This is a genomic window from Butyricicoccus sp. OF10-2 (assembly GCF_003481925.1).
GTDB classification, from domain to species: Bacteria; Bacillota; Clostridia; order Oscillospirales; family Butyricicoccaceae; genus Agathobaculum; species Agathobaculum butyriciproducens.
On the sequence record NZ_QUMC01000062.1, the window covers coordinates 1 to 1,460 of the forward strand.

Sequence of the window (1,460 nt, forward strand, 5' to 3'; positions counted from 1 at the left end):
AGGGGGTGCGGACAAAATCTTGGACTATGCCGATAGGCCGAGTTTTTGTCTATACTCCAGCGGACTAAGTCCACCAAGAGATATCTTAATTCGCTTTTCCCGATACCAAACCATATAATCTTCGACTGTATGAATGAACTACTCTATTGAAACGTTTAGCCAAGAAACCCCATAAAACATCTCGTTCTTCATTCGCCCAAAGAAACCTTCACAGGCTGAATTATCAGGCGAGCACCCTTTCTTGGACATGGATCGATGCAAATGTGCTGCTTCCATACGACTGATCCAGCCTGGCCAGCGATAGTGACACCCACGATCCGTATGGACAACTGGGTGCTCTCCGACTTTTAGAAGAGAAATCGCTTTGTCCAGCATTCCGTTTGTCAACTCTGCGTTCGGGCTGATGCCAATGCTCCAACAAACAGGCATGCCATCAAAGCAGTCGATGATTGGAGAAAGATAAACCTTGCCTGCAGGGATTGCAAATTCCGTAATATCTGTCAGCCACTTTTCATTGGGACGATTTGCATGGAAATCCCGTTTTAGAAGATTGGGGACAGCTGGCGTGATTTCTCCCTGATAGGAACTGTAGCTTGTCTTCTTTCTGTTCACTCCCTGCACTCCTACTTGCTTCATAAGACGGCGAATTACCTTTTCGGATAGCCGTCAGTCCTCTTTTTTCAGCGTAGCATAAATTCGCCGATATCCATAATAGCGATGATTCGATTCAAAAATATCCTTGATTTTCTCTTTGACATGGCAGTATTTATCCTGCTTCTTTGCGCGCTTTTGCTTGTAATAATAGCTGCTGCACGGGCAGTGTAATGCGGACAGAAGTTCCGGCAGCGAATACTTATTTTTCAGGGCATCGATAATCGCTGCCTTCTCCTGGTTCCGGAGAGCTGTCTGATCGATGCCGGGGTCTTTTTTTAATACATTGATCGTTTCCTTTAAAATATCAATCTGCATCTGCATTTCCTGCACCTGCGCTTTAAGCTCAGCAATATCCTCTGTAGCCGAGAATGTTCCGGGTACGAGTTCCTCGCGAGGATCATCTGACGGATTCATGAGTGCAACCAGTCCTCTCTGGAGATACTTTCGGCGCCAGTTATAGATGCTGGCTCTGCTGTAACCGATCTCCTCTGAAACTGATTTTACATCTTCCCCGTGTTCAAAGCAACGGTGAAGCACCTGTAGTTTTACCTCAACCGATGGATGCCGCGGATGATCTGGTGTATTTTCCCCGCGTTTGGTCGATCTGACTTTCTCTGGTTGCCCTTTCTCGGAGATCCATCGATATAGCGTTGCTCGTTCTGGGTAGCCCAGGATGCGTATTGTCTCAGTTACAGAATGGGTTTGCTCATATAATTACAGGGCGCGGACTTTCTTTTCGTATGTGAACAATATACCTATTTCCTCCTTGCGGCCTCTGCTTTGTCCAACTTTTCGTCCGCACCCCC

The 1,460-nt window shown here is 46.6% G+C and carries 2 protein-coding genes and 1 pseudogene; all 3 read right to left on the reverse strand.

Translation table 11 applies throughout. From position 1 onward, the window contains the following. Positions 1–24: 24 nt before the first annotated feature. The 3 genes and pseudogenes from DXB00_RS17580 to DXB00_RS17590 all read right to left on the reverse strand — a co-directional run bounded on the left by DXB00_RS17580 (position 25) and on the right by DXB00_RS17590 (position 1,335). On the reverse strand, positions 25–135 hold the full coding sequence (locus tag DXB00_RS17580) for an IS3 family transposase (protein ID WP_305143113.1): 111 nt from the start codon (positions 133–135) through the stop codon (positions 25–27). A gap of 3 nt (positions 136–138) precedes the next feature. Next, positions 139–651 (reverse strand): annotated as a pseudogene (locus DXB00_RS17585) (IS3 family transposase); the annotation flags it as partial. A gap of 15 nt (positions 652–666) precedes the next feature. Continuing rightward, positions 667–1,335, reverse strand: a complete 669-nt coding sequence (locus DXB00_RS17590; protein ID WP_330427942.1) for a helix-turn-helix domain-containing protein — start codon at positions 1,333–1,335, stop codon at positions 667–669. Between the last annotated feature and the right edge of the window lie 125 nt (positions 1,336–1,460).